We start from the raw sequence: 23,239 nt of genomic DNA, 5'->3' as shown, positions 1-23,239 counted from the left end.
TTGGGTCTCGGCGATTTCATCGACAATATCGGCGACAAGATCGAGAAGGGTGTCGAGTCCGTCGTCGAGGGTGCCGGTCAGCTCATCGACGACGGCCTGGATGTCGTCGCGGACGGGGCCAGGGCCATCGGTCTCGACAGTGTGGGCGAGGGCCTGGACGATCTGGGCGACAACATCGCGTCGGGCACCGGTGGCGATGTCGAGGAACGGGACCTGGGTGAGACCGAGGATCCCAAGGAGCTGATCCGCGGCGAACCGTCGGAGATCCATTCCGCCGCCGAGAAATTGAAGAAGATGGCCGGTTCGATCGACTCGACCGGCCAGGCGCTCAAGCAGATCGATGCGGCCGGATGGACCGGTGCGGGCGCGGACGCGTTCAACGAGGTCTACGACAAGCAGCCCAAGCTGTGGTTCGACGCCTCCGACGCGATGACCGCGGCGGCCAATGCGATGAACGCCTGGCACGACGAGGTGAAGACCGCCCAGGACAAGGCCGCCGACGCCATCGAGAAGTGGAAGGCCGCCGATCAGGAGGAGCGCCGGAAGAAGACCTGGTGGAATTCGCTGACCGCGGAACAACAGTCGCAGACCACACTCACCGATACCTGGACCGGCATGCGCAACGAGGCCCGCGAGATTCTGCGGGGCGCGCGCACGCAGCGTGACAACGGCGCGTCGGTCGCGGCGGGCGCCTTCACCGGCGCCGCCAACAAGGCGCCGCAGACACCGCCGTTCACCGAGCGCTGGATATCCAACATCTCGGATATGGGCGGGATCCTCGAACACGGGTGGTTGAACTTCAGCGCCGGTCTGCTCACCAGCCTCACCGGGCTGGTCCAGTTCGTGCGCCAGGTGAACCCGACCGATATCTACAACCTGACCCATCCGGCCGAGTACGCCAAGGGCCTGTCCAATTTGGGCACGGGATTGGTTGTGGCCGTCGCGGATCCGGGCAAAGTGGTGAGTGCGTTCCTGTCCGACGCCCGACGCAATCCGTTCGAGTTCATGGGCTCGTTGACCGGTGACGCGCTGCTGACCGCCGCCACCGGTGGCGCCGGGAGCGGCAAGATCGCGATCAGCGCGTTGCGGAAGACAACGAACCTCGCCCGCGGTGCGCTCCCCGACGGCCCCGGTGGCGCGAGCCGCCTGCCGCACTCCCTGCCGGAGGGCGGGACACCGAATCCCGGCGGGCACGCCGGTGGTACTCCGCAGCCGGGCGCCGGTGCGGCGCCGCATTCGGGCACGAACGGCCCGGCCGACCCGAACCCGGTTCAGGCGGGGACGCGAGATACCCCGGCGCCCAGGGCCGATACCGGCGATCACGGGGATTCCGGTAGCGGGCAACACGGTCCGCAGCGCTCGGAGCCCGCGCCGTCGAATGCCGGGGGCAACGACAGGCCGGAGCCGTCGCCGCGGTCGGATCCCGCTCCGCACCGGGATCCGGAACCACCGCAACGCTCGGATCCCGACCCGACCCCGCACCGGGACCCCGAACCACCACAACGCTCGGATCCCGACCCGACCCCGCACCGAGACCCCGAACCACCACAACGCACGGACCCCGACCCGACCCCGCACCGAGACCCCGAACCACCACAACGCACGGACCCCGACCCGACCCCGCACCGAGACCCCGAACCACCGCAACGCACGGACCCCGACCCGACCCCGCGCTCGGATTCGGATCCGTCGCCGCGCACGGATTCCGATCCGAGCCCACGCACGCAACCTGCGGAGACTTCTCCCCATACCGATTCCGGCTCGAGCCCCCATACGAATCCGGACCCCTCGCCGCGCACCGATCCGAGCCCGCGCACAGATTCCGGTCCGTCGCCGAGCACCGATCCGAGTTCGCGCATGGAACCCGCTCCCCGTACCGATTCCGGCCCGAGTCCCCATACGAATCCGGACCCGTCGCCGCGCACCGATCCGGACGCGAGCCCGCGGACGAATCCCGATCCGACTCCCGCCGCCCGTTCCGATCCAGATCCGACGCCTTCCTCGCGCTCGGATCCCGATTCGAGTCCACGCACGAATCCGGAACCGAGTCCACGCCCGGAGTCGGGCCCGGCTGCCCGCCCCGAGGCCGACTCCGCACCGAGCCCGCGGACAGATCCCACACCGTCGCCCCGGGCCGATTCGGACGCTCCCACCTCGCGTACGGATGCCGACCCGACGCCGCGTTCGGATCCGGACCCGGGACCGAACTCGCGCACCGACCCCGAACATTCGGACCCCCGCGCCGACGGCGACACACCGCGCACGGACCCCGACGGCACACCGTCCCCCCGCACCGACGCCGACCCGGGCCCGGACGGTCGTGCGGAAACGGACCGCCCCGCCGACCCGGATGGCGAGGCGAACCCGGGATCACACACGCGTCCCGACCCGGCGGCTACGCACCCCACACCACCGGCATGGCACGGCCCCACCCCCCATACCGACGCCCCGACCCCACAGCCGCGCCCCGACCCCAATCCCGCACGCCCGCAGCCCGATCCGGTGCCCGCGTCGCGCGCGCATCCGGATCCGGCCTCCAGCCCCCGACCCGACCCCGCGCGGCCCACGGCCCCCCTCCGCGATCCCGCCCCGGTGAGCCGCGTAGACCAGCCGTCTCCGGTTCGCGCGCAACCTCATTCGCCCACCGCGTCGCATTCCACTCCGGACCGCGGCCCACTACGCACGCACACCGACCCGATTCCCCGAACGCATCCGGAAGGCCCGGGTCGGTCCAGCCCGCACGACCCGAACGACGGATATACCCCTGTCCCCCACTATGACCCGGGCCGGGGTCCGGACCCCGGCAACGGCCGATCAGGCCACCCCGACAACCCACACGGCCGACACCCACAACAGGATCGCGGCCCCCAGCCCGACCGCGACACGCGACGCGATACGGACAAGCCGCACGACCGCGACCCACAGCGTGAGCGGGATCGCGATCCGGATCGCGATCCGGCGCAAGATCGTGATCGTGACCGAGACCAGGAACGCACTCGCGAGCGAGACCGTGATCAGGATCGAGACCGCGAGCGGGACCGTGACCGGGAGAAAGATCGTGATCGGGATCAGGACCGCGACCGGCACCGGGATCAGGACCGCGACCGGAATCGGGACCGGGATCAGGACCGCGACGGGGATCGAGATCGGGACCGGGATCAGGACCGGGATCGAGATCGGGATCGGGATCGCGACCACGACCGTGGTCCGGATCGGGATCGGGAGTCCGACGGGCCGACACCGCAGGACATGGCGAGCGCCGACCGGGGTGCTCATGAGAGCGCGCGCAACTCCGGCGCGGAGCACGATCGGACGCCGAATCAGAAGACCTGTTCCAAAGATCCGGTCGATATCAGTACCGGCGAGTTCCTGCTTCCCGAGACGGATCTCGAACTCCCGGGCGTATTGCCATTGGTGCTGAAGCGGGCCCACCATTCGAATTACCGGTTCGGTCGCTGGTTCGGCCCGTCGTGGTCGACCACCTTGGATGTGCGCCTCGTCGTCGAGAACGAGGGCGTGACCTTCATCGGTGAGGACGGCATCATGCTGGCCTACCCGCATCCCGAGGTCGGCGAGCCGGTGCATCCGCTGTCCGGCGGCCAGCAGTGGTCGTTGACCCGCACCGAATCCGGCGGCTACCGGGTGTGGGACGGCCGACGGGAACTGCTCTGGCATTTCGCGCCCGAGCTGGGGCTCGACGGCATCGACGCCAGGCTCGGCAATTTCGCGGTGTCCGCCATCACCGACCGCCACCACAACCGCATCCGCTTCCACTACGACTCCGACGGCATCCCGACCGAGGTCGGCCACTCGGGCGGCTATCGCATCCGGGTCCACTGCGAGCGCGGCCGGGTAACCGGACTGTCGCTGGTCACCGACGACCCCGATCTGGGTGAGTTCGCCACGCCGGTCAAGGAATTCGCCTACGAGGCAGGCGATCTGGTCGCGGTCACCGACGCCGCGGGCGCCACGACGCGCTTCACCTACGATTCCGACCACCGGATGACCTCGTGGACCGATTCCAACGGCAACCGGATGGTCAATACCTACGACGAGTCCGGCCGCGTCGTCGCTCAGCGCGGCACCGCCGGCATGCTGAACTCCGACTACGACTACCTGGAATTCGCCGACGGCACAGGCCGGCTCACCACCGTCACCGATTCCCTCGGCGCGGTCACCACCCACGGCTTCGACCGCGAACTACAACTACGCGACCTGATCGACCCCACCGGCGCCCACACCCACATCGACTACAACGCCGAACGCAAGCCGCTGACCGTCAAGGACCCCACCGGAACGGCGACCTACATCTACAACGGTGTCGGTGACCCGGTGACGATCACCCGTCCTGACGGGACGGCTATTCGCATCGAATACCTGTGGCGCAACCGACCTATCACCATCACCGGTCCGGACGGGGCGGTCTGGCGGCGCGAGTGGACCGAGGACGGCGACCTGGCCGCGGTGATCGATCCTTCCGGTGACCGTATCGAATTCACCCACCACCCCAACGGTGCGGTCGCAACGATCGTGGCGTCCAATGGTGCCCGTACCACCGTAGATGTCGACGCGGCCGGACTCCCGGTGCTCGTCACCGATCCACTCGGTGCGGTCACCGAGATTCGACGCGATGCCGCGGGACGCCCGATTCAGGTGACCGATCCGCTGGGCGCGGTCACCACCTTCGAGTGGTCGCCGACCGGCAAACTGCTGCGTAGAACCGATCCCGACGGCCACGGCGAATCGTGGACCTACGACGGTGAAGGCAATGCCGTTACCCACACGAACCGAGCCGGAGCCGTCACCCGATTCACCTACGGGGCCTTCGATCTCCCGGAATCGCGCATCGAACCGGACGGCACGGTCACCCGCTACCGCTGGGACACCGAGCGTCGGCTCATCGCGGTGCACAACCCGCTCGGCCAGATGTGGCGCTATGACCGCGACCGCGCCGGACGGCTGCGCTCGGAAACCGATTACTCCGGCGCCACAACCGAATACACCTACGACGCCGCCGGACGGGTCGCCACCGCGACCCCCGCGACCGGTATCACCCGCCGCCACCGCTACGACGTTCTCGGCCGATTGGTCGAGGTCGCCACCGATGACGAGTGGATCCGCTATACCCACGATCCCGCCGGTCGAGTCCTGACCGCGGTGAACGGCATCGGTGCCGACACGACCCACACCCTCGAATTCACCTACACACCAACGGGCCTGATCGCCTCACAACGACTCGACGAACAGTCGCCGATGCTGTTCACCTACGACGAGCGCGGTCGCCGCACTCACCGCACCACCCCGTCCGGCGCGGTCACCAGCTGGCACAGCGACATCCTCGGCCGCACGGACAAGCTCACCACCGACGGCCACGACATCGGTTTCGACTACGACCCACTCGGCCGCCTCATCGAGTGGCGTGTCGGTGAAATCGCCGTCGCCCGTGAACTCACCGATCTCGGCCTGGTCGCCCATCAGGAGGTAACCGCCTTCCCGGAGCGGTTGCTGTCCCTGGAGCCGGGCGTGTCCAACCGGCCCGCACCACAACGACTTCGGCGCGACGACTACACCTACCGCTCAGACGGATACCTCGCCACCCACACCTACACCCACCACGGAGCCGACCCCCTACACCGCGACTACAGCCTCGACCCCATCGGCCGAGTAACCACCGTCACCACCGACGGCCACCCCACCGAGCGCTACACCTACGACGCGCTCAACAACATCACCGGCGCGGCTACTTCCCCGCCCAATCACACACCGGAGGCACCCAGCCGACCCGCCGATCCGGGTCACGGCCGCCGTGAATACCGCAACAACCTGCTGATCCGAGACGGCCGCACCCATTACCACTACGACGCCGCCGGCCGCCTGATCCGCAAAACCACCGTCCGCCTGTCCCGCAAACCCGACGTCTGGCACTACCGCTACAACGCCTTCGACCAACTCACCGACGTCTGGACCCCCGACCGCCAGTGGTGGCACTACACCTACGACGCCCTCGGCCGCCGCACCACCAAACAACACCTCGCCGCCGACGGCACCGTCCTCGAACAAACGACCTTCACCTGGGACGGCTCCACACTCATCGAGCAGAACACCACGGAGTCCACCACCCGATGGCACTACCGCCCCGGCTCGTACGCCCCCATCACTCAGGCCACAGCTCGGGAAGATATCGACCGCGAGTTCTATGCGATCATCACCGACCTCGTCGGCACCCCAACCGAACTGATAGATCCCGACACCGCCGATCCCGCGGCCGCCGCCAGCACCGACCTCTGGGGCCGGACCAACTGGCGCGGGAAAACAAGCTCGCCGTTACGGTTCCCGGGACAAATTCATGACCCCGAAACCGGGCTGCACTACAACATGTTCCGGTACTACAACCCGGAAACCGGCCAGTACCTCACACCCGACCCATTCGGCCTTGCCCCCGCACCCAACCCCTACGCCTACACCACCAACCCGCTCAGGTTCATCGACCCGCTCGGCCTGACACCGGCAGCGTGCGAGCGGTTCGAGAACTTCCATAGGCAGGTCACGCCCGGGGAGCTCCGCGGTGCGCGACCACCCTACCCAGGCGGCCATCCAGGGCACGCGGAATCCAACCACCGCGTCAAGCCCGAGGTTCAGGCGTCCATCCTCAACAACCCGGATCGGATCTTCAGCGGGACATACCACGGCTTCAACCCTCTCACCGGCCAGCCCTACACCCGCGAGGTCGACGTCTACTACCAGGCAGGCCCCGAAGACCCCAACAAGGGCTCCGTGGTGATCACCGAAGCAGGCGACAAGACCTCGGTCATCACGGCCTATGGTTTGATCGACAGGAGAGCCCCGAATCCGAAACCGGTCAAACCGGAGAAGTGGGCGAACAGTCCGCATTACGTCGAGATCCACAGACGTGACGGCTACAACATAGTGGAATATCCCAACCGGGAGTGCTGGGAAAGGAACGACTGGTCGTGACAGTCGAGAATGGCCCCGATGCCGACCCCACATCCGGCCGGTGGAGGTCGACGATCGACATCCTCGCCGCCAGCCTCGCCACTCACCTCGATGAGCAGGTGACCGTGCTCGACGCAGGCGAGATGGAGGACGGGTTCTCCTCTCTGATCCGAGGTCCTGAGCCGTCTAGTCCATTCCTCCAGGTGGCCTGGGACGGGATACTCGGTATGCAGCGCATCGACGGACAACCGTACGTCAGCGTGACAATGTTCTTGTACAGCCGAGGGCGTCGTCTGCGGCTCGACGACCAATCGGGCAGTTTTCTGTCAATCGCCTACGAGGGCCCCCTCGACGGCTCGGGCACCTGGCGCGATCTGGGCTGGCTACAGGACGACTTCGGCGAGTTCGAATCCTATGACCGCTACGGCGATTGACGACCGACCGCGAAGCCGCAGTTTTCTTCATGAACGCGCCGCTGACAATGGTCGGCGAAGGCGGGAGGCGGTTCGCGAGGCTTAGGCTGTTTGTGTGGCTTCCTCACGAACCGTGCGGCGCCTGCGACCGTTTGCCTCGACGATCTTTGCGGAGATGACGGAGTTGGCTGGGCGGCATGGGGCGGTGAATCTCGGTCAGGGGTTTCCTGATTCGGATGGGCCGGCGGGCATGTTGGAGGTCGCTCGGGTTGCTATTGCGGAGGGGTGCAATCAGTATCCTCCTGGCCGGGGGCTTTCGGTGCTGCGTGCGGCGATCGTGCGGGATCGGGCACGGATCGGGCTCGACTATGAGGCCGAGGGTGAAGTGCTGGTGACCGTCGGGGCGAGTGAGGCGGTGAGTGCGGCGATTTTGGGGTTGGTGGAACCCGGCCGGGAGGTTGTGGTGATCGAGCCGTACTTCGATCTGTATGCGGCGGCGATCGCGATGGCCGGGGCGCGGCGGCGGACCGCACGCCTCGTGCCCGACGGCGACGGGTTCACCCTCGATGTCGACAGCCTGCGGGCCGCGATCACTCCCGCGACTCGAATGATCGTGGTGAATACGCCGCACAATCCGACCGGCGCGGTGCTGGATCGTGCGGCGCTGCTCGCAATCGCCGAAATCGCCTGTGAACACGACCTTTTGGTGCTGTCGGACGAGGTGTACGAGCATCTGACCTTCGACGGCGTCGAGCACGTATCGCTCGGGACGCTGCCCGGTATGCGGGAGCGGACGATCGTAGTGTCCAGTGCCGGAAAGAGATTCAGCGTCACCGGATGGAAGGTGGGTTGGGCCTGCGCGCCCGCGCCGTTGCTCGAGGGCATCCTCGCGGCCAAGCAACCTCTCACCTTCGCCAGCGGCGGCCCGTTCCAGCTGGCGGTCGCCCACGCCCTCGACAACGAGCAGGAGTGGACGGCGCACTGGTGCGCGAAGTTGTCGGACAAGCGCGAGTTCTTGTCGAATGCGTTGCGCGCGGCCGGTTTCGGTGTTCGGCACAGCGCGGGCAGCTATTACCTATGCGCCGACGTGGCACCGCTCGGCGAGCCGGACGCGCTGGACTTCTGTCGTGCGATGCCGGAACGGATCGGCGTGGCCGCGGTTCCCGTCCGTGTCTTCGCCGACGACATCGCCCCGTGGCAGACCCTGGTGCGCTTCACCTGCTGCAAACGTGACGCCACCCTGACCGAAGCGGCACGGCGGCTGACCCGATCGGCGTGACCGACCGGCGAGTGCGCGCAGTCGCGATTGTTCGCTATTTAGCTAATATGCTAAATTGCCGGTGTGGTTGAGATTGGTGCCGAGGAGGAGGCCAGCGTGTTCCGCGCGCTGGCGGACTCGACACGTCGGCAAATCCTGGAGGATCTCCGTTCCGGCGAGCTGACCGCGGGTGAGATCGCCGGTCGGTTCCCGATCAGCGGTCCGTCGATCTCGCGGCATCTCGGCGTGCTCAAGGCGGCTGGGCTCGTCCGTGAGCGGCGCGAGGCCAATCGGATCGTCTACTCGCTGGTCGAGGAACGGCTGGCGTTGTGCGTCGGCAGGTTCTTGAGCGCGGTCTGCCCCGACCAAGCCGTCCAGCGGCGGCGTCGGCGGCGCACCCCGGCGGACGGGGAGCGCGCATGAAGACTCCTCGATTGAGCAGCGTGGTCGAACGGCGCCTGCTGGTGAACTACCGCGTCGACCCGGACGTCGCCGCGCGCCTGTTACCCGCTGGATTGCGGCCCCAGCAGGTGGGCGGCTGGGCGGTCGCCGGGATCTGCCTCATCCGGCTCGGACAGGTCCGGCCCGCCTGGCTGCCCGGCGGGTCCGGGCTGCGCAGCGAGAACGCCGCGCATCGGTTCGCCGTCGAATGGGATGGGCCACAGGGCCGCTCGACCGGGGTCTACATCCCACGCCGCGACAGCAGTTCGATGATCAACGTCCTCGCTGGCGGTCGGCTGTTTCCCGGCGAGCACCACCGGGCATCGTTCACCGTCCGCGAAACGGCCACGGACCTGCATATAGCCTTCGCCAGCCAGGACGGCACGGCCGAGGTGAGCGTGGACGTCCGGACCGCCCCACGTTTCCAGGGCAGTGATCTGTTCGCCGACCTGAGGCAGGCCTCGGATTTCTTCCGACACGGCAAGGCCGGATTCTCCGCCACCCGCGACGAGGCCCGTCTCGACGGCGTCGAACTTCGCACGGACGCATGGCATGTCGAGCCACTCGACATCCGCGCGGTCAGCTCCACCTTCTTCGACGACCGCAATCGGTTCCCGCGGGGCAGTGCGATCCTCGACTGCGCCTTGCTGATGCGTGACATACCGGCGACTGGAACGCACTACCACCGCTGCACCACCACGGCGATTCCGACCGTGAAGTCGCCTAGCGCCACCCGTGGTGACCACACGGCAACCTCAGGAGGCGGAGGCCGCTTCGTTAGGGGGCGAGGGGTCCTGTCGATCAGCGATGGACCAGTCGGCCAGCTCTGGGTCGATGTCCAGTTCCAGGCTTTCGGCAAAAATCGCGTTCAGGACATAGTGGCCGATGAGCATGGTGGCGATTGCGATACCGCTGTCGCCCAGCTCGGCGCGGGCGGCTTCGAACGTTTCCGCGCTGGCCTTCCACTTGGTCACGCATTCCTCCGCGTAGCGCAGGAGCGCGGCCTGTATCGGGTCGAGGGCGGAGAGGTCGCCGGTCGTGGCGGCGGCGATCTCCTGGTCGGAGGCCCCCACCTGTCGAGCCCGGGGCGCGTGATGGAAGCGCTCGTAATCGCAGCCGGTGAGCGCGGCAATTCGTAGGATCGTCAGCTCCCGCAGGACGGGGTTCAACGCCGACTGCTGTAGTGCGTTGCCCTGCCGCAGGAAAGCCTCCGTGATATCCGGATCCGCGACGAGCATTGCCCGTGTCAGGTTGATGGGAAACAGGTTGTAAAGCTGCTGCTCCCGCTGTGTCATTGTGGCGGGGTCGAGAAGATCAATGCGTGCCATCACAATCCTCCTCTGTTGATATTCGCCTCTACCGGGCGGCCGTTCGACGGCCTCAGCATTTGCCTTCGAAGATGCGGCGGGGATTGTCGACGAGCATGGTCGTGATCTGTTCGTCGGTGACGCCGTGTTCGCGGATGTAGGGCAGTACGTCATTGCCGAGGTGCAGATAGTTCCATTGGGGCAGAAAGGCATTGCGCGTCTGCGGTGACATCCAGTCCATGTAGCAGTTCGTGTCGTGGGACAGCACGATCTGGTCGGCGTAGCCGAGCTGGCACATCTTGATCAGTGTGTCGTTACGGGACTGGGAGGTGGGCATGCCGTAACCGTCGGGAAAGTCGACTCCGAACCGGTCGAAGCCGAGCCAGAAGCCGTGATCGCCCAGCTCCCGCAGGTGCGCGATATCGGTGGTGTCGCCGCTGTGGCCGAGCACGACGCGGTGCGGATCGACCCCCTCGCCGTCGCAGAGCACTCTCTTCACGTCGAGCCCGGTTTTGCTGTCGGGATGAGTGTGCACGGTGATGGGTGTACCTGTCTGCAGGTGCGCCTGGGCGACCGCGCGCATCACCCGCTCGACACCTCCGGTCATCCCCTCGGTGTCGATCGCACATTTGAGCATTCCGGCTTTGACACCGGTGTCGCCGATGCCGTCGGCGATGTCGCCGACGAAGAACTCGACCATCGGCTCGGGGTCCTGGGTACCCGCTATCTCGTTGAGTCCCGGGCCGCGCACCGAGAACGTGAAAGGGATCTCGTCGGTGATGTAGACGCCGGTCGAGACGATGATGTTGAGCTCGGGCACCTGCTCGGCAACCTTCGCCAGCAGCGGAATGTTGCGGCCGAGACCCGGCGCGGTGCAGTCCACGAACGTCTTCACCCCTTGGGCCGCGAGTGCGCGCAGCTTCGTCACCGCCTCGACGATGCGGTCGTCGTCACTGCCCCATTCCCGCGGCCAGTTGTATTGCATGTCCGGATTGACGACGAAGACGTGTTCGTGCATGTAGGTACGCCCGAGGTCGGCCGTGTCGACCGGACCCCTCATGGTTTCCACAGTGGTCATCGCTCCAACTTCCTTCCGGTGTCGAAAATCGCGGGCGGACTCAACGCGGTGCCGTGACCTGGTCGGCGGACTGATCGGAGTAATTTCATTACGTGACGTAACGTTAAGTTATTAACCGCAGCGTACCGCACGTGATAGCGTTTGCCAACATGTCTCCGACAGAAGATGCGAGGCGAGGTCCGGGGCGTCCCCGCAGCGACCTGGCCCGCACCGCGATCATGGACGCGGCCTGGGACCTGGTGCAGGAAACGCCCCTGGCCGACATCACGGTCCAGGCGATTTCGGAGCGTTCGGGGATCAGCAAGCCCACCATCTACCGCTGGTGGCCCAACCGCAGCGCGGTGGTCATCGAGGCCGCCTTCGACCGATTCGAACGCATGGTTCCCGTCGACCCACACCGAGCCGACGCCGAAGTGCGGCCCGCTGCCGAGGTGCTGCGGGAGCTGTTGGGGCACTTGGCCGCCATCATGCGCGGGCGTCCCGGCCGAATCTTGGCCGATATCCTCGCCGCCGGGCAATCCGATCCGGTTGTGCTCACCGCATTCCAGGACCGCGCCCTGCGCCCACGTCACAGCGAGATCCGGGCGCTGTTCGAACGTGGCGTCGCCGCAGGCGAATTCGCCGCCGACCTCGATATCGACGCCGCGATCGACCTGGCCTTGGGACCGCTGTACTTCCGGCTACTGGCTCAACATCAGCCCCTGACCGACGACGCCTGCGAAACGCTCGTGGACATGACCCTTCGGGCGCTGCGACCAACCGGGGGCGGAGTCGGCGCATCGGGGCCCGCCAGCGACCCAGGCGAAGCCTCCCCGCGGCGCCGGGGCGCGCCGCCCGACCCTGCTGTTCCGCAACCATGATCCGCGCAGCGCTGCGGATGTTATTCGAAACCTTCTGCATCGCAAGAGCATCGGCAGCACCACTGAACTGACTACACGTCGTCTACATTGCGACGAGGGGCCGCCGTGTACTCGGCGGGGCACGCGCTGGCCACGTTCGGGCCCGGAGGGGGCTCAGGACTGCCGGGCTCGTTCCTCACGTTCCAGCGCCACGGCCCGGCGCATGGTTTCGCGGGCTCGGGTGCGGTCGCCCGCGTAGTCGTAGGCGCGGGCGGCGCGGTAGTTGGTGCGCCAATTGTCGGGGTCGGCCTCCCATTCCCGCTTGACCTGTTCGAAAAGGGCGTCGGCGGCGGGCTTTTCGATGCGGCCGGAGGGACGGCGGGGGAGGTCGGAGACGTCGAGTTCCAGGCCCTCGTCGTGGATGCGGCGGGCCAGGCGCTGATGGGCCAGGGCGGCGCGGATGCTGGTGACCACCACCCAGACGCCGACGAGGGGCAGGATCAGGACGCCGAAGCCCATCGCGATGGCGGCGGGCTTTCCGGTGCCGAACAGATCCACCGCGATCCGGCCCAGCAGCAGGAAGTAGAACGCCAGCGCCAGCACCAGGAAGGCGATGAGGCCGACGGTCCTGGCGACCTGGCGATCGGGAAGGTTCACAGGTCCAGCAGCGGATCGAGGCCGACGGTCAGTCCGGGGCGGCCGCCGATCTGCCGCACACCCAGCAGCACGCCGGGGGCGAAGGAGCTGCGGTCGATCGAGTCGTGCCGAATGGTGAGGGTCTCGCCCTGGGTGCCGAACAGCACCTCCTGATGGGCGACCAGCCCGGCCAGCCGCACCGAATGCACCCGCACCCCGTCGACGCTCGCGCCGCGAGCGCCGTCCAGTTCGGTGGTCGTCGCATCGGGGCTCGGGCCGACACCGGCCTGCTTGCGCGCCTCGGCGATGATCCCGGCGGTGCGATAGGCGGTACCCGACGGCGCGTCGGCCTTGTTCGGATGATGCAGCTCGATGACCTCGACCGAATCGAACCAGCGCGCGGCCTGTTCGGCGAACCGCATCGACAGCACCGCGCCGATGGCGAAGTTCGGCGCGATCAGCACCCCGACCTCGGGCCGCTCGGCGAGCCAGCCGCGCACCTCGTCGAGCCGGGCCTGGTCGAAGCCGGTGGTGCCGACAACCGCGTGAATGCCGTGCTCGACCAGCCAGCGCAGATTCGGCATGACCACGTCGGGATGGGTGAAATCCACCACCACCTGCGTCCCCTTCGCGGTGAAGGTGTCCAGCGCGTCGTCCTTGTCGACGGCGGCGACCAGTTCCAGGTCCGCGGCCGCCTCGACGGCCGCGCAGATCGCCTGCCCGACCTTGCCGCGCGCCCCGAGCACACCCACCCGGATCGGGTTCGTGGTCACCGTCAACTCCTCACCTGCCGTCCGAACAATCCCGGACGAGCCTAACGCCCGCGCCTCAGTCGAAGACGATCACCTGCCGCAGTCCGTGCCCGGCCGCCAGCTCGTCCATGGCGTGGTTGATGTCGTCGAGGCCGATCCGCGCCGACACCAGCCGCTCGACCGGCAGCCGTCCCGATCGCCACATCCGCACGTATTCGGGGATGTCGCGCGACGGCACGGCCGAGCCGAGATAGCTGCCGACGATCGAACGCCCGCCCGCCACCAGCGCAAGCGGTGAAATACTCGCGCGCGCTTCGGGATTGGGCAGCCCCACCGTCACGGTGGTCCCGCCCGCGGCGGTCGCCGCCACCGCGGTCTCGAAGGCCCGGATATTGCCCGCCGCCTCCACCACCGCCTCGGCCTGCACGCCCCGCTCGGCCAGCTCGGCCGGTGTGTAGACCTCGGTGGCGCCGAGTTCGGTTGCCAGCGCCAGCTTTTCGGGCAGGGTGTCGACCGCGATCACCGCGCAGCCGAGCTCCTCGCGCAGCGACGCCGCCACCAGCACCGCCGCCATCCCCACCCCGCCCAGCCCGACCACCATGATCCGATCCCCCGCTCGCGGCCGCGCCGAATTCAGCAGCGCCCCACCGCCGGTCAGCACCGCGCAGCCGAGCACCGCGGCCACCTCCGGCGGCACATCGTCGTCCACCGGCACCACCGACCGCCGATCCACCACGGCATGCGTGGCGAATCCGGAGACCCCGAGGTGGTGATGCACCGGCACTCCGCCCCGAGCCAGCCGTCGCCCACCCCCGAGCAGTTCTCCCGCGTTGTTGGCCACACTCCCCGGCACGCACGGCGTGCGCCCGTCGGTGGCACACCCCGCGCACTGCCCGCAGCGCGGCAGGAAGGTCATGATTACCCGCTGCCCCACCGCGAGATCGCTTCCCCCGGGCCCCACCCGCTCCACCCGCCCCGCCGCCTCGTGCCCGAGCAGCATCGGTACCGGCCGCACCCGATTCCCGTCCACCACCGACAGATCCGAGTGACACAGCCCGGCCGCCTCGATCCGGACGAGCAACTCTCCCGGCCCGGGCTCCCCGAGATCCAGGTCCTCGACGACGATCGGCTTGGAGTCGGCGAACGGCGTCGAATCCCCGATCCGCTCCAGGACGGCACCACGAATCCTCATGCCCGCGACGCTACCGCGTCAGCGGAGCGCACAGCGCGTTGTCGACGCCCCCGAGAGGGGTGTGGGCGAGATCGGTGCGGGGCAGTGCAAAGATTCCGCAAATCCGATTCTGATATGTGATACACCTCGTTACTCTCATCTGGTAGTTACCGAGGTCACAGTGCCCCGACCAGGGGTTTCTGTGCCACCTCGTCAGGAGATAGCACTCATGTCCACTTTCCGACGCCGGTTGGCGGTCGTCACTCCCGCGGTGAGCTCGCTGCTCGCAATCGTCGCGATAACCCTCTTTCCCGGCCGGGCCGATGCGATTCCGGAGGAACCGGCCACCGGCCCGCTGCCCGTTCCCTTCGATCTGGGCGCCGGAATTCTGCCCGGCCTGTTCCCGGAATCCCCGCCACCGGGTGCGAACGATTGGAACTGCAAACCCGCTGCGCAGCACCCGAATCCGGTGATTCTGATCAATTCCACCGCCACCAACCAGGCACTCGCATTCGCGGCCGGTTCGCCGTTTCTGAAGAACAACGGTTTCTGCGTCTTCACGTTCAACTACGGCAATCCGGCCTGGCTGCCCGGCGAGATACCGCTGCAGTCCCTCGACGACATCCCGAACTCCGCGCGCACCCTGGGCGCCGAGGTCGACCGCGTGCTGGCCGCCACCGGCGCGACGAAGGTGGACCTGGTCGGCCACTCGCAGGGCGGCGGACTCCTGCCGCTCTACTACATCAACGTGCTGGGCGGTAACACCAAGGTGGACAAGATGGTCGGCATATCACCGTCCAATCACGGCACCACGCTCAGCGACATAGCGTTCCTGCGCAGCTTCATACCGCCGGTCGGCTGGTGGATCTTCGACGCGCTCGGCCTCGTCGCACCCGCGCTGACCCAACAGGCCATCGATGCCCCGCTGATCGAACAGATCTACGGCGACGGCGACACCCGCCCCGGCGTCACCTACACCACGATCGTCACCAGGTACGACGAGATCGTCACGCCCTACGACCAGCAGTATCTGCACGGCCCCGACGTCACCGACATCACCCTCCAGGACGGCTGTCCCGCGGACCGCTCCGATCACATCGCCACCCTCTACAGCGAACGGGCCTGGCGATTCGTCCTCGACGCCCTGTCTCCGTCCACGGCGATGCCGGTGCCGTGCATCCGGGAGAGCCCCTTCTTCCCCGGCGTTCACTGACCGTCGGTGGGAGTCGGCGGCCAGGTGTCGGGCTGGACGTTGGCCGGTTTGAGCCGCGGATCGCGATCCCAGAAGAAGCTGACTCCCGACCAGATCTTCGGTCGAGCGAAGATGATCGCCGCGGCGGTGAATTTGGCCCGGTCGAAGCGGATCTCGCCGATGAAGTCGCTACCGGAGAAATCCACCGAGCGGCCGCCGAACACCGTGTTGTCGAAGGAGATCCGGCCGTGGAAATCGGTGCCGATGAAGCGCGTGTGCATGGCGACCGGGCTGCGCCAGCGCGAGCGGATGCCGAAGTGGGCACGGTCGAAGCTGGTGGCGGCGGCATCGAAATGCGCGCCGCTGAAGACGACCGATGCGCTCGCGAATTCGGTGTCGTCGAAGCGGATGCGATCGCCCTCGAAGGTGGCGCGCTCGAAGGAGACCTCCTCCCCGTGGAATCGCGCTCCAGTGAACAGCGTGTATTCCTTGGCGAAGACGGCGGAAGCGAAATTCGTCGACCGCGCCAGGAATCGAGCATTGTCGAAGGCGGCCCGCCTCTCGAACCCGACCTCCCGGAAGGATACCTGCGGCCCCCGAAACACCGCCTCGTCGAAGCCGACCGGCGAACGGAACACTGCCCCATCGAATTTGACCCCGCGCCCCCGGCGCTCGGATCGGCCGTTCTCCCGCGCCGCGAACTCCGTCTGGCGGAACAGTGTGGTCGAGCCCTCGAAGACGGCATCGCGGAAGGAGAGGTAGCGTCCGGTGAACTTCGCGTATTCGAAGGTGGTGGCCCGCGCACCGACGAACACCGCGCGGGCGAAATACGTTCGCTCACCGGCGAATACCGCATAGCGGAAATCGCAATCCTCCAGCACCGCACCCGCGAAGTCGAAATCCCGGTCCGACCAGGATGTTTCGGCCGAGGGCCGCAGATGCGCCACGATCACGTCGACGATGGCCCGCCGCACCTCCCGGTCGTTCTGGCGGAACTGGTAGCGCAGTTCGGTTTTCGGCTCCCCTTCCACCGTCTCGGTGCGTCCGACCAGATGATTGACCCCGGCCTGCGGCTCGTACGGCAGCCGCAGATAGCCGCACAGCACATCGATGCACTGCTGGCGGCGTCCCGCGGCCCTGAACTCGTCGGCCACCCCGGCCATCGCGTAGACCCCCGCCATCCGCACGGCCACATCCGCATCACCCAGCTGCTTCGCCGCCGCGCCGAACAGTTCGGCGAAGCGGCTGCGTTCGGAATCGCGTTGCCGCCGATAAGCCACCACCAACGCCACCGCACCGCCGACTCCCGCGGCCACCGACAGCGCGATCTTGGTGAGCTCCACCTGATTCGGCGTCTCGGCGCGCGCCCCCAGCGCCAGCCACAGCAACCACCAGGCCGCACCCGCGATCACCAGCCCCCCGGTCACCGCGAACAGCACCGACAGCAGCAGCGCCGACCGCCGCATCCACCCGCTCAGCCGGGCGCCGAACCTCCCCCGCGACCACATAGCCGAATGTTATCGGCCCGCCCGCCGACCCGCAGTCCTACCAGCAGTTCCATTGGCTGCCAAGATCATTGACGCGGGTCGGCGACGGCGTTTCAGGCCCGGCCGCCCCGGATACCGATGCCCGCCGCGCCCAGGCACGCCAGCGCGACGACCGCGATGAACCACGGGAACACTGTCCCCATCCCCCAGGTGGTGGCCGCCCACCCCGCGACCACGGTCGGCAGCGCCATCGCCGAATAGGCCAGCAGATAGTAGGCCGACATGGTCTCGCCGCGCTTGTGCTGCGGCACCACATTCGACAGATGCCGCAGCGACCCGCCGAATCCGAGGCCGAAGGTGCCGCCGAGCAGCAGACCGGCGGCCAGCACGACCATCCAGTTGTGCGTGGCCAGCGCGGGAATCGTCAGCAACAGCGCGGCCGCCATCCCGATATCCCCGGCGATGGCCGCCCGTCGCGCCGGTATGCCGGTCGCGAACAGCTGCGCCAGCGCGCCCGCCGTGGCCGTCGAGGCCACGACCGCCCCGCCGAACACCAGATTGTGCACCCCGGTCTTCTCCGCGGCCAGCGACGGATACAGCGACAGCAGCACGCCCAGCACCGACCAGGCCGCCATCACGCCCAGTGCGGCGAACCAGAAGTCGGACCGGATCTCCTGCGGCACGGCGGGTTTCGCGATCCGGATGGGCCCCGCGACGCGTGCGGTGTGGGTCTCCTCCATCGCCACCACACCGGCCGCGATGGCCAGGCACACCAGCGTGATCACCACATACGGCGTGCGCAGCGGATGCGGTACGTACTGCGCCAGCAGTGCCGAGCCCAGAATCGCCACGGCCATACCGACATTGAACGCCACCCCGCTCAGCTGCCCCGACCGCGCGCCGCGGCCGGGCCGCAGATCCAGCAGTGCCGCCGCGCCCGCCACCACCGTCGCACCGACCGCCATCCCGTGCAGCGCCCGCGCGAGCAGCAGCATCGCCACATTGTCGGCCAGCAGGAACACCACCAGCCCGAGCACCATCGTCGCGAACGCGCCCAGCAGCACCGGCTTTCGGCCCACCACATCGGAGATCCGGCCCGACACCAGCACCGCCGCCAACGCCGCGATCGCGTACACCGCGAAGACGATGGTCGTGGTGAGCGGCGTGAAATGCCACTGCTGCTGGTAGATCCCGTACAGCGGCGCGGGCACGCCCGACACCCCCAGCGCCACTCCGCTGGCGGCGAGGATCAGTGCGTAGGCCCACGGTTTGGCCGCCTTCTCGGCGGAGGCAACCGCCACAGTCGCTGACATCGATCCCTCTCCATCAGGTAAGTTTGATTGCGATCGAACTCAACACCCCCGATTCCGGTTCGATTCCCATCAAACCGGCCAGTGAGGAAGATCATGTCCGACACCCATGCGATCGTCGAATCGTTTCCGGTCGGCTCGGTACAGGCGGTCCTGAGCGCCCTCCAAGACCCCGTCCGCCTGGAAATGGTCCGCCGCCTCAGCAACGCGGGCGGCCCCCTCCGCTGCGCCCTGCTCTACGACACGATCAACAAGTCCACCGCCACCCACCATCTGAAAACCCTGCGCGAGGCGGGGATCACCGAACGCATCGTAGAAGACGGCCACACCTACGCCCGGCTGCGTACCGAGGAGGTCGACAGGGCCATACCGGGCCTACTGGACGCGATCGTGGGCGCGGCCAACCGCGCCTACGATGCCGATCAATCCACCAGTTTGCGCACCGAAGCGGGCAGTTCCCGCGCCCGCCGGTAGGGTCCCGCCACCGACACCGCGAACGGCCGCGACAGCAGCGTTCGCGCCACCGCCGACACCTCCTCGGTGGTCACCGAGTCGATGCGGGACAGGGTTTCCGAGACGCTGCGGTGGTTGCCGTAGCTGAGTTCGCTGCGGCCGATGCGGTTCATGCGCGAACCCGAATCCTCCAGGCCCAGAACCAGTCCGCCGCGTAGGGAGCCCTTGGCGCGGGCGCATTCGGCGTCGGTGATGCCGTTGGCGGCCACCTCCTCCAGCACGGCGCGGGCCAGGCTGGTCACCTGGCCGAGGTTTTCGGGCTGGCAGCCCAGGTAGACCGAGAACGCGCCGGTGTCGGCGAAGGTGTCGACGCTGGAGTACACCGAGTACGCCAAGCCGCGCTCCTCCCGAATCCGTTGGAACAGTCGCGAACTCAGGCCGCCGCCCAGGACGGTGTTGAGCACCGACAGCGGCCAGCGCTTGTGGCCCTCGTGACGGCCGAACGCCCGCACGCCGAACACCAGATGCGCCTGCTCGCTGTCGCGGCGCATCCAGTGCAGCTGCGGGGGCGTACGCATGCGGAAGCGGCCCTCGCGGCGCGGGGCCGGGTCGCGGGTGGGATCCAAGTGCGCTGCGAAGGCGCGGTAGACCAGTTCGACGGTGTGCTCGTGCTCGACGTTGCCCGCCACCGCGACCACCATGCGGTCGGGGCGGTAGCGCCGGACGTGGAAACCGCGCAGCTGCGCGGCGGTCATCGACTCGATGGATTCGATGGTGCCGATGACCGGCCGCCCGACCGGATGATCGCCGAACAGCGCGGTCAGGAACGCGTCGCCGACGGTGTCCTCCGGATCGTCGTCGCGCATCGAGATCTCCTCGAGCACGACTTGGCGCTCCACATCCACATCCTCGGCCCGGCACAGCCCGTTGAGCACCACATCCGAGACCATGTCCACCGCCAGCGGCAGATCCTCGTCGAGAACGTGTGCGTAGTAACAGGTCTGCTCCTTGGCGGTGAACGCGTTCAGCTCACCGCCGACCGCGTCCATCGCCTGGGCGATGTCCAGCGCCGAACGCGTCGGCGTCGCCTTGAACAGCAGATGCTCCAGGAAGTGCGCCGCACCGGCGACACCGGGGGTCTCGTCGCGCGAACCGACACCGACCCACACCCCGATGGACGCCGAACGCACCCCGGGCACATGTTCGGTGACGACCCGTAATCCGCCCGGCAGCACGGTCCGGCGCACACCACTGTCGGCGAGCGGGGCATCCGTCGCCGTCATTCGGAGAGAAGAACCCCCCTGCTCGGTCGGAACGAGCAAGGGGGCGGCTGACTTCTTCTTCGTCACACCGAGCTTTTTACTCCGCACCGGCCTCCGCCGCAGCAGTGTTGTCGGCGGATTCGTTCTCGTCCTCGATCGGCACCAGCGAGATCTTGCCGCGGTTGTCGATATCGGCGATCTCGACGCGAATCTTGTCGCCCACGTTCACGACATCCTCGACCTTGCCGACCCGCTTGCCGTTGCCCAGCTTCGAAATGTGCACCAGGCCATCGCGACCCGGCAGCAGCGAGACGAACGCGCCGAAGGCAGTGGTCTTGACAACCGTGCCGAGGAAGCGCTCGCCGACCTTGGGCAGCTGCGGGTTGGCGATCGCGTTGATCGCATCGATCGCGGCCTGCGCCGAGGGGCCGTCGGTCGCGCCGACGAACACGGTGCCGTCGTCCTCGATCGAGATGTTGGCGCCGGTGTCCTCGGTGATCTGATTGATGACCTTGCCCTTGGGCCCGATCACCTCGCCGATCTTGTCGACCGGGATCTTGATCGCGGTGACGCGCGGTGCGTAGGGGCTCATCTCGTCCGGGGTGGCGATGGCCTCGGCCATCACGTCCAGGATGGTCAGGCGCGCGTCGCGGGCCTGGTTCAGCGCACCGGCCAGCACCTTCGACGGAATGCCGTCGAGCTTGGTGTCCAGCTGCAGCGCGGTGACGAAATCGCGGGTGCCCGCGACCTTGAAGTCCATGTCGCCGAAGGCATCCTCGGCGCCCAGGATGTCGGTCAGCGCGACGTAGCGCACCTCCTGCTCACCCGCGTCGTTGGACACGGTGTCCGACACCAGGCCCATCGCGATGCCGGCGACCGGGGCCTTCAGCGGCACACCGGCGTTCAGCAGCGACAGGGTCGAGGCGCACACCGAACCCATCGAGGTGGAACCGTTGGAGCCCAACGCCTCCGACACCTGACGGATGGCGTAGGGGAAGTCCTCCTGCGAGGGCAGCACCGGAACCAGCGCGCGCTCGGCGAGCGCGCCGTGGCCGATCTCGCGCCGCTTGGGCGAGCCCACCCGGCCGGTCTCGCCGGTGGAGAACGGCGGGAAGTTGTAGTGGTGCATGTAGCGCTTGGAGGTCTCCGGGCCGAGCGAGTCGACCTGCTGCGCCATCTTCACCATGTCGAGGGTGGTGACGCCCAGGATCTGGGTCTCGCCGCGCTCGAACAGCGCCGAACCGTGCGCCCGCGGCACCACCGCGACCTCGGCCGACAGCGCGCGGATATCCGCCAGGCCGCGGCCGTCGATGCGGAAGCCGTCGGACAGGATGCGCTGGCGCACAAGCTTCTTGGTGACCGAGCGGAACGCCGCGCCGATCTCCTTCTCGCGGCCCTCGAAGTCCTCGGCGAGGCTGGACAGCACCTCGAGCTTGATCTCGTCGATCCGCTCCTCGCGCTCCTGCTTGCCCGAGATGGACAGCGCCTCGCTCAGCGGGTTCTTCGCGGTGCCCTCGACGGCGGTGTACACATCCTGCTCGTAGGGCAGGAAGACCGGGAAGTCCTCGGTGGGCTTGGCCGCCAGCTGGGCCAGGTCCTGCTGGGCCTTGCACAGCCGGGCGATGAACGGCTTGGCGGCCTCGAGGCCCTCGGCCACCACGGTCTCCGTCGGCGCCTGCGCGCCGCCCTCGACCAGCGCGATGACGTTCTCGGTGGCCTCGGCCTCGACCATCATGATCGCGACGTCGCCGGATTCGACCACGCGGCCCGCGACGACCATGTCGAACACGGCGCCCTCGAGCTGCTCGGTGGTCGGGAAGGCCACCCACTGACCCTCGATCAGGGCCACCCGCACGCCGCCGACCGGGCCGGAGAACGGCAGGCCCGCGATCTGGGTGGACGCCGAGGCCGCGTTGATGGCGACCACGTCGTAGAGATCCTTCGGATCCAGGCTCAGCACCGTCACCACGACCTGGACCTCGTTGCGCAGGCCGTCGACGAACGACGGGCGCAGCGGACGGTCGATCAGGCGGCAGGTCAGGATCGCGTCGGTGGACGGGCGGCCCTCGCGGCGGAAGAACGAGCCGGGGATGCGGCCCGCGGCGTACATGCGCTCCTCGACGTCGACCGTCAGCGGGAAGAAGTCGAACTGGTCCTTGGGCTGCTTACCGGCGGTGGTGGCCGACAGCAGCATGGTCTCGTCGTCGAGGTAGGCGACGACCGAACCGGCGGCCTGCTTGGCCAGGCGGCCGGTCTCGAAGCGGATGGTGCGGGTACCGAAGGTCCCGTTGTCGATCAGGGCGACCGACTCGAACACACCGGGCTCGACCTCGATCGCGGAGCTGGTCACTGTGTCTGACATATTTCTGTTCTCAACCTCTCGTCTTCGCCGGATCCGAGCGCCGCGCGGCGCGATCCGGCATTCGTCAGCCGTACCCGGCTCGGGCGCGCGGCAGCCCTCCTGGCTGCGACGCGCACACCCGACCGTTTCCCCTTGGAATCGGCGACGCGGAGGCGGTCATCGATCGAAGCCCTCCGGCAACCGGGTGCCGAAAGACCACTACCGAAGACCGACGCCACGAATTCGGGTGCGTACGGCCGTGTCGTCTCATCGTGGACGGTACCGAAGGGTCCGCACACACGACCAGCCGACGAGGAGATTCTATGCCTCCCCGTCGGCTGGCAT

Annotated in this window: 16 protein-coding genes and 1 pseudogene; 8 read left to right on the top strand and 9 right to left on the bottom strand. The window is 67.9% G+C overall.

The annotated features are described in order from the left end of the window. The 5 genes and pseudogenes from NDR87_RS11560 to NDR87_RS11540 all read left to right on the top strand — a co-directional run. Positions 1 to 6,975 carry a putative T7SS-secreted protein gene (locus NDR87_RS11560; protein ID WP_251911433.1) on the top strand — a complete coding sequence of 2,325 codons (6,975 nt, stop codon included), beginning with the start codon at positions 1 to 3 and terminating at the stop codon, positions 6,973 to 6,975. Then, positions 6,972 to 7,388, top strand: coding sequence for a hypothetical protein (locus NDR87_RS11555; protein ID WP_251911431.1), 417 nt, complete (start codon positions 6,972 to 6,974; stop codon positions 7,386 to 7,388). Before NDR87_RS11560 ends, NDR87_RS11555 begins: the two co-directional genes overlap by 4 nt. Before the next feature lie 94 nt (positions 7,389 to 7,482). Then, positions 7,483 to 8,646, top strand: a complete 1,164-nt coding sequence (locus NDR87_RS11550) for a pyridoxal phosphate-dependent aminotransferase (protein WP_308212079.1) — start codon at positions 7,483 to 7,485, stop codon at positions 8,644 to 8,646. A 63-nt stretch (positions 8,647 to 8,709) separates the two neighbouring features. Beyond that, the gene (locus NDR87_RS11545; RefSeq protein WP_251911428.1) at positions 8,710 to 9,048 is read left to right on the top strand and encodes a metalloregulator ArsR/SmtB family transcription factor; all 339 of its coding nucleotides are present in this window, start codon (positions 8,710 to 8,712) and stop codon (positions 9,046 to 9,048) included. Continuing rightward, positions 9,045 to 9,602: pseudogene (locus NDR87_RS11540) on the top strand (DUF2071 domain-containing protein); the annotation flags it as partial. The gene NDR87_RS11545 and the pseudogene NDR87_RS11540, both read left to right, overlap by 4 nt. A gap of 219 nt (positions 9,603 to 9,821) precedes the next feature. Here NDR87_RS11540 and NDR87_RS11535 read toward each other — a convergent pair. Together NDR87_RS11535 and NDR87_RS11530 are read right to left on the bottom strand one after the other, a co-directional pair. Beyond that, positions 9,822 to 10,394 (bottom strand): carboxymuconolactone decarboxylase family protein, encoded by a 573-nt coding sequence (locus NDR87_RS11535; protein WP_251911426.1) that lies wholly within the window; start codon positions 10,392 to 10,394, stop codon positions 9,822 to 9,824. Positions 10,395 to 10,446: 52 nt separating this feature from the next. Continuing rightward, positions 10,447 to 11,451 carry a phosphotriesterase gene (locus tag NDR87_RS11530; RefSeq protein WP_251911425.1) on the bottom strand — a complete coding sequence of 335 codons (1,005 nt, stop codon included), beginning with the start codon at positions 11,449 to 11,451 and terminating at the stop codon, positions 10,447 to 10,449. Positions 11,452 to 11,600: 149 nt separating this feature from the next. Here NDR87_RS11530 and NDR87_RS11525 point away from each other — a divergent pair, with 149 nt between their 5' ends. Further along, positions 11,601 to 12,311 (top strand): TetR/AcrR family transcriptional regulator, encoded by a 711-nt coding sequence (locus NDR87_RS11525; RefSeq protein WP_251911422.1) that lies wholly within the window; start codon positions 11,601 to 11,603, stop codon positions 12,309 to 12,311. Positions 12,312 to 12,464: 153 nt separating this feature from the next. Here the strand turns inward: NDR87_RS11525 and NDR87_RS11520 are convergent, their stop codons facing one another. Genes NDR87_RS11520 through NDR87_RS11510 form a run of 3 tightly spaced genes read right to left on the bottom strand, consistent with a single transcriptional unit; the run spans position 12,465 to position 14,870 of the window. Beyond that, complete coding sequence (locus tag NDR87_RS11520) at positions 12,465 to 12,947, bottom strand: hypothetical protein (protein WP_251911418.1); 483 nt, start codon at positions 12,945 to 12,947, stop codon at positions 12,465 to 12,467. After that, a complete protein-coding gene (gene dapB, locus NDR87_RS11515) occupies positions 12,944 to 13,699 on the bottom strand; it encodes a 4-hydroxy-tetrahydrodipicolinate reductase (RefSeq protein WP_251911415.1) in 756 nt (251 codons plus the stop codon). The genes NDR87_RS11520 and dapB overlap by 4 nt, the downstream gene beginning before the upstream one ends. Before the next feature lie 55 nt (positions 13,700 to 13,754). After that, entirely contained in the window at positions 13,755 to 14,870 is a 1,116-nt protein-coding gene (locus NDR87_RS11510) for an alcohol dehydrogenase catalytic domain-containing protein (protein ID WP_251911413.1), read from the bottom strand. 208 nt (positions 14,871 to 15,078) lie between these two features. Between NDR87_RS11510 and NDR87_RS11505 the strand changes: the two genes are divergently transcribed. Continuing rightward, complete coding sequence (locus tag NDR87_RS11505) at positions 15,079 to 16,062, top strand: triacylglycerol lipase (protein ID WP_251911409.1); 984 nt, start codon at positions 15,079 to 15,081, stop codon at positions 16,060 to 16,062. Here the strand turns inward: NDR87_RS11505 and NDR87_RS11500 are convergent. Together NDR87_RS11500 and NDR87_RS11495 are read right to left on the bottom strand one after the other, a co-directional pair. Next, the gene (locus NDR87_RS11500; RefSeq protein WP_251911407.1) at positions 16,056 to 17,549 is read right to left on the bottom strand and encodes a pentapeptide repeat-containing protein; all 1,494 of its coding nucleotides are present in this window, start codon (positions 17,547 to 17,549) and stop codon (positions 16,056 to 16,058) included. The genes NDR87_RS11505 and NDR87_RS11500 overlap by 7 nt on opposite strands. Before the next feature lie 92 nt (positions 17,550 to 17,641). Continuing rightward, positions 17,642 to 18,841, bottom strand: a complete 1,200-nt coding sequence (locus tag NDR87_RS11495; protein ID WP_251911404.1) for an MFS transporter — start codon at positions 18,839 to 18,841, stop codon at positions 17,642 to 17,644. A 93-nt stretch (positions 18,842 to 18,934) separates the two neighbouring features. Here NDR87_RS11495 and NDR87_RS11490 point away from each other — a divergent pair, with 93 nt between their 5' ends. Next, positions 18,935 to 19,312 carry a helix-turn-helix transcriptional regulator gene (locus NDR87_RS11490; protein ID WP_251911402.1) on the top strand — a complete coding sequence of 126 codons (378 nt, stop codon included), beginning with the start codon at positions 18,935 to 18,937 and terminating at the stop codon, positions 19,310 to 19,312. On the opposite strand, the gene NDR87_RS11485 is transcribed toward NDR87_RS11490, so the two are convergent. Together NDR87_RS11485 and NDR87_RS11480 are read right to left on the bottom strand one after the other, a co-directional pair. Further along, positions 19,261 to 20,574, bottom strand: coding sequence for a pitrilysin family protein (locus NDR87_RS11485; protein ID WP_251911400.1), 1,314 nt, complete (start codon positions 20,572 to 20,574; stop codon positions 19,261 to 19,263). The two genes, NDR87_RS11490 and NDR87_RS11485, sit on opposite strands and share 52 nt — an antisense overlap. Positions 20,575 to 20,650: 76 nt before the next feature. Then, the gene (locus NDR87_RS11480; RefSeq protein ID WP_251911398.1) at positions 20,651 to 22,915 is read right to left on the bottom strand and encodes a polyribonucleotide nucleotidyltransferase; all 2,265 of its coding nucleotides are present in this window, start codon (positions 22,913 to 22,915) and stop codon (positions 20,651 to 20,653) included. Between the last annotated feature and the right edge of the window lie 324 nt (positions 22,916 to 23,239).

The organism is Nocardia sp. CDC159, from assembly GCF_023740735.1.
GTDB lineage: Bacteria > Actinomycetota > Actinomycetes > Mycobacteriales > Mycobacteriaceae > Nocardia > Nocardia pulmonis.
This window is presented reverse-complemented; position numbering and strand designations above follow the sequence as displayed.

What these genes read in the sequence shown, in the direction of transcription:
- NDR87_RS11535 (WP_251911426.1), bottom strand. Translation starts at nt 10,394, where the DNA reads ATGGCACGCATTGATCTTCTCGACCCCGCCACAATGACACAGCGGGAG.
- NDR87_RS11530 (WP_251911425.1), bottom strand. Translation starts at nt 11,451, where the DNA reads ATGACCACTGTGGAAACCATGAGGGGTCCGGTCGACACGGCCGACCTC.
- NDR87_RS11525 (WP_251911422.1), top strand. Translation starts at nt 11,601, where the DNA reads ATGTCTCCGACAGAAGATGCGAGGCGAGGTCCGGGGCGTCCCCGCAGC.
- NDR87_RS11510 (WP_251911413.1), bottom strand. Translation starts at nt 14,870, where the DNA reads ATGAGGATTCGTGGTGCCGTCCTGGAGCGGATCGGGGATTCGACGCCG.
- NDR87_RS11505 (WP_251911409.1), top strand. Translation starts at nt 15,079, where the DNA reads ATGTCCACTTTCCGACGCCGGTTGGCGGTCGTCACTCCCGCGGTGAGC.
- NDR87_RS11500 (WP_251911407.1), bottom strand. Translation starts at nt 17,549, where the DNA reads ATGTGGTCGCGGGGGAGGTTCGGCGCCCGGCTGAGCGGGTGGATGCGG.
- NDR87_RS11495 (WP_251911404.1), bottom strand. Translation starts at nt 18,841, where the DNA reads ATGTCAGCGACTGTGGCGGTTGCCTCCGCCGAGAAGGCGGCCAAACCG.
- NDR87_RS11490 (WP_251911402.1), top strand. Translation starts at nt 18,935, where the DNA reads ATGTCCGACACCCATGCGATCGTCGAATCGTTTCCGGTCGGCTCGGTA.
- NDR87_RS11485 (WP_251911400.1), bottom strand. Translation starts at nt 20,574, where the DNA reads ATGACGGCGACGGATGCCCCGCTCGCCGACAGTGGTGTGCGCCGGACC.
- NDR87_RS11480 (WP_251911398.1), bottom strand. Translation starts at nt 22,915, where the DNA reads ATGTCAGACACAGTGACCAGCTCCGCGATCGAGGTCGAGCCCGGTGTG.